The organism is Streptomyces sp. NPDC058773, from assembly GCF_042746015.1.
GTDB lineage: Bacteria > Actinomycetota > Actinomycetes > Streptomycetales > Streptomycetaceae > Streptomyces.
Map to the genome: position 1 here is coordinate 1 of NZ_JBHYPE010000094.1, position 4,203 is coordinate 4,203.

5 protein-coding genes are annotated in these 4,203 nt (G+C 70.3%); 2 read left to right on the forward strand and 3 right to left on the reverse strand.

The window, feature by feature from the left end:
- Positions 1–146 precede the first annotated feature (146 nt).
- On the forward strand, positions 147–1,136 hold the full coding sequence (gene moaA, locus ACFW5B_RS35115; RefSeq protein WP_386449155.1) for a GTP 3',8-cyclase MoaA: 990 nt from the start codon (positions 147–149) through the stop codon (positions 1,134–1,136).
- A 12-nt stretch (positions 1,137–1,148) separates the two neighbouring features.
- Here moaA and ACFW5B_RS35120 read toward each other — a convergent pair whose 3' ends face one another.
- Together ACFW5B_RS35120 and ACFW5B_RS35125 are read right to left on the reverse strand one after the other, a co-directional pair.
- Entirely contained in the window at positions 1,149–1,394 is a 246-nt protein-coding gene (locus tag ACFW5B_RS35120; protein ID WP_386449157.1) for a hypothetical protein, read from the reverse strand.
- Between the two features lie 230 nt (positions 1,395–1,624).
- Positions 1,625–1,999: a DUF3099 domain-containing protein gene (locus ACFW5B_RS35125; protein ID WP_386449158.1), complete on the reverse strand. Its 375-nt coding sequence runs from the start codon at positions 1,997–1,999 to the stop codon at positions 1,625–1,627.
- Positions 2,000–2,236: 237 nt separating this feature from the next.
- Between ACFW5B_RS35125 and ACFW5B_RS35130 the strand changes: the two genes are divergently transcribed.
- On the forward strand, positions 2,237–2,515 hold the full coding sequence (locus ACFW5B_RS35130; RefSeq protein WP_386449160.1) for a GlsB/YeaQ/YmgE family stress response membrane protein: 279 nt from the start codon (positions 2,237–2,239) through the stop codon (positions 2,513–2,515).
- A 58-nt stretch (positions 2,516–2,573) separates the two neighbouring features.
- Here ACFW5B_RS35130 and tyrS read toward each other — a convergent pair whose 3' ends face one another.
- On the reverse strand, positions 2,574–3,977 hold the full coding sequence (gene tyrS / locus ACFW5B_RS35135) for a tyrosine--tRNA ligase (RefSeq protein ID WP_386449163.1): 1,404 nt from the start codon (positions 3,975–3,977) through the stop codon (positions 2,574–2,576).
- Positions 3,978–4,203: the final 226 nt, after the last annotated feature.

Sequence of the window (4,203 nt, forward strand, 5' to 3'; positions counted from 1 at the left end):
GGGGGCGTATTTCAAACCACCCGCCCCCCCCCCGCCCGCCTCGTGCTTCTGGGCGCTGCTCGCTGTCACACCCATCGCGTAGGCTCGAAGACGTACTGATCCATCGGAGGCGAGGTACCGAGCCGTTGTCTCGGGGAGGGGGCCCAGTGCTCATCGACACCTTTGGCCGTGTGGCCACCGACCTGCGGGTTTCGCTCACCGACCGGTGCAATCTGCGGTGCACGTACTGCATGCCGGAAGAGGGCCTCCAGTGGCTCGCCAAGCCCGATCTGCTCACCGACGACGAGATCGTCCGGCTGATCACCGTCGCCGTGCGCGACCTGGGCATCGACGAGGTCCGCTTCACCGGCGGTGAGCCGCTGCTCCGCCCCGGCCTGACCGGCATCGTCGAGCGCGTCGCCGCCCTTGACCCACGCCCCCGGATATCGCTGACCACCAACGGCATCGGCCTCCAGCGCACCGCCGCCGCCCTGCGCGACGCCGGCCTGGACCGCGTCAATGTCTCTCTGGACACCCTCCGGCCCGAGGTCTTCCAGGCCCTGACCCGCCGCAAGCGGCACGACGACGTGCTCCGCGGCCTGGCGGCGGCCGCCGAGGCCGGTCTGACCCCGGTCAAGGTCAACACCGTCCTGATGCCGGGGCTCAACGACGACGAGGCCCCCGACCTGCTGGCCTGGGCGATCGCCCACGACTACGAGCTCCGCTTCATCGAGCAGATGCCGCTGGACGCCCAGCACGGCTGGAAGCGCGACGGCATGATCACCGCCGGCGACATCCTCGCCTCCTTGCGCACCCGCTTCACGCTCACCCCCGAGGGCCAGGAGGAGCGCGGCTCCGCGCCCGCCGAGCGCTGGATCGTCGACGGCGGCCCGCACCGCGTCGGGGTGATCGCCTCGGTCACCCGTCCCTTCTGCCGGGCCTGCGACCGGACCCGGCTGACCGCCGACGGCCAGGTGCGTACCTGTCTGTTCGCCACCGAGGAGACCGACCTGCGCGGTGCCCTGCGCTCCGGGGCCCCCGATGACGAGATCGCCCGGATATGGCAGACCGCGATGTGGGGCAAGAAGGCGGGCTCCGGCCTCGACGACCCGTCGTTCCTCCAGCCGGAGCGCCCGATGTCTGCGATCGGCGGCTGAGCCGGTCCGGCCTCAGCGATCGGCGGCCGAGGCCTCCCACTCCGCGAGCGTCACGACATCCTTCAGGAAGCCGCGCACCCCGAGGAACTGCGACAGATGCTCCCGGTGCTCCTCGCACGCCAGCCAGGTCTTGCGCCGGTCCGGAGTGTGCAGCTTCGGGTTGTTCCAGGCCAGCACCCAGACGGCCGGGGCACGGCAGCCCTTCGCGGAGCAGATGACGGCGCTGTCGGCGGAGTCCTGGGGAATCGGGGAGTTCACGGCCTCAACCCTACGTCCTGGGTGCCCGGACCCGGCCCGGCGATCCCGCCCTCGCGCTCCGCGGACATGACGACGCCGGGCAGCCACGGGGGGAGCCGCCCGGCGTCGGTCCGTCGCTCCGACGGGGGATGCGGAGCGCGTACGCAGTATGTCACGGGGGATGGTGCCGAGTGCACCGGAACTCCATGATTGATCTGAGCTTTTCTTGAGCTTTGCAGACCGGGAGTTGATCAGCTGGGGTCATGTTGCGGTGTGGAAGCGTCCGCCGCCGGACGCTCCGGAACGGACTCCGCCGGGGTGTCGGAAGCGCCCGGCGTCAGCATCGTCCTGGTCGGCCCCGCAATGAAGGTCTTCGGGAGTGAAGGGACGTTCTCCCGGCCCGCGTTGGCGATGACGACCGCGATGTAGGGCAACGCCAGCCCGAGCACCAATGTCGCGATGGCCACCGGCCGCTCGATGTTCCACAGCACGACGGTCAGCACCACGGCCACCGTCCGCACCGCCATCGAGATCACATACCGGCGCTGCCGCCCGCGGACATCCTCGGACAGCCCCTGCCGGGCCCCGGTGATCCGGAAGGTCTGGCCGCTGCTCTGCTTCCGCATCACGCTCCACCACCTGGTCAGTCATGCCGGATTCTCCCCGGTATCCGGTCGGTTTCCACGGTACGCCGCGACTGCGCCGCCTTCGAGACCGGGTGGTACGTACGCGGTGCCCGGACCGGCCGGGCCACGGTGTGTACGACCGGCTCCGGCGTGTGCCGTAGAACGTGCGCAGTGGTCCCCGCGGGGCGACACTGACGGAGCGACCGTCATCTGCACCGTGCCGCGGGAGGAGTCGACATGACGTGGTTGTGGGCCATCATCGTGGGCCTGGTGCTGGGCCTGATCGCGAAGGCCATCATCCCGGGAAAGCAGCAGATTCCGCTCTGGCTGACCGTGATCTTCGGCATGCTGGGCAGCGTTCTCGGCAACTGGGCGGCCACCGGGCTCGGGGTCAACGAGACGGGTGGCGTCGACTGGATCCGGCATCTGCTCCAGCTGGCCGGTGCGGTCCTCGTCGTCGCCGTCGGCGACCGCATCTGGGTTTCCATGCGGGGCCGTAAGAGACACGCGGCCTGAGGAATCGTCCCGGGCGGCCGGCGCGCACCCGCGCACCGGCCGCCCGTACGTCTGCCGCTCAGCGTCCGTCGAGCTGGGCCAGCTTCCGGCCGGCCTTCAGGTAGGCGACGCCGCCGGTCCCGGCCAGCTTCTCGGCCAGCACCTCACCCAGCGGCCGGGCCGCGTCGGCCTCCGCCAGCACCACGGCCTGCTGGCCGCCCTCACCCTCCACGACCAGCCGCAGCGCGTTCTGCTTGGCCAGCCGCCGCGCCGCCGAGGCGCTCGGGGTGAACTCCAGGACCGTTGTCAGGACGGCCGCCACGGTCTCCGCACCGTGCGCCGCGACATCGACGGACGGCAGCGACTCCACGTCGGAGAACGACTTCTTGGAGAACTGCGCCACGAAACCGGCCCGCGCCGCCATCGCCGCGTCCAGCCCGTACAGCGCGGTGACGACCTCGCCCGCGAGGATCTTCTTGAGGTCCATCGGGTGCAGCGAGCGGTCCGCGACCCGGCCCAGGACCAGCGCGATCTCCTCGTCGGTCCACTCGGTCCAGGCCTTGAGGTACGGCTCCATCAGCCGGTCCGGCACCGACATGATCTTGCCGAAGACATCGTCGGCGGGCGCGCTCAGCCCGACGTAATTGCCCTTGGACTTGGACATCTTGGCGCCGGTGCCGTCCGTGCCCTCGATCAGCGGCATGGTCACCACCAGCTGCGGCCGCTGCCCGCGCAGCTCCATCAGCTTGCGGCCCATCTGGAGATTGAGCAGCTGGTCGGAGCCGCCCAGCTCCACATCGCACTCCAGCGCCACCGAGTCCAGGCCCTGCGCGATGGGGTACAGCAGCTCGGTCATGGTCAGACCGGAGCCGGCCGCGAGCCGGTTGCGGAAGTCCTCGCGCTGGAGCAGCTGCGAGGCCGGCACCTGGGCGAGCAGCCCGAGCAGCTCCGGGAAGGTGTACGGCGCCAGCCACTCGCTGTTCTGCCGGAAGCTGACCTTCTCGAAGTCGAAGAAGGGGCGGACCTGTTCGCGGTAGGTGGCGAGGTTCTGCGCGATGTCGTCGTCGGTCAGCGGGGGCCGCTCGGCCGTACGGCCCGAAGGGTCGCCGATCTTGGCGGTGAAGTCACCGATGATCAGCGTGACGTCATGGCCCAGCCGCTGGAACCGGCTCAGGATGATCAGCGGGACCGCGTGCCCGAGGTGCACATCGGTCGCCGTCGGGTCGATGCCCAGCTTGATGTGCAGACCCCGGCCGGCCGCCCGGCGCTCCTCGATCCGCTCGGCCAGCTTCTCCACGCCCGGCAGGACCTCGACCGTACGGGCCGCGATCAGCTCGGCCTGCTCCTTGGCGGGCAGGTCCGTCAGATCGAGATAGCGCCGCCCGCCCGTCTCCTGGAGCAGCTCCTGGACCGTGGCGTCCGAGGAGAGGTCGGCGGAGAGCAGCGTGGTGGCGCGGGCGACGGATTCGCCGAGGCGTGTCATGGCGTTCCTGATCGATCGTGGTTCCCAAACGGGAGGACAAGCGGACAGTCTATTAGCCCCGTACGACACTCCCGCGCGGTCCGCCCGCCGTGCCCGGCCCCCCGTGACGGGCCGGGCCCGGCGAGGGGCCGCACACCCCCCGGCGCACCCAACACAAGTTGGTGTCGCTTATAAACAACAGACGCGGCCCACCACACTTATAGTGTTGATATAGGGGGTGGGCGGA

What these genes read in the sequence shown, in the direction of transcription:
- ACFW5B_RS35125 (WP_386449158.1), bottom strand. Translation starts at nt 1,999, where the DNA reads ATGCGGAAGCAGAGCAGCGGCCAGACCTTCCGGATCACCGGGGCCCGG.
- ACFW5B_RS35130 (WP_386449160.1), top strand. Translation starts at nt 2,237, where the DNA reads ATGACGTGGTTGTGGGCCATCATCGTGGGCCTGGTGCTGGGCCTGATC.
- tyrS (WP_386449163.1), bottom strand. Translation starts at nt 3,977, where the DNA reads ATGACACGCCTCGGCGAATCCGTCGCCCGCGCCACCACGCTGCTCTCC.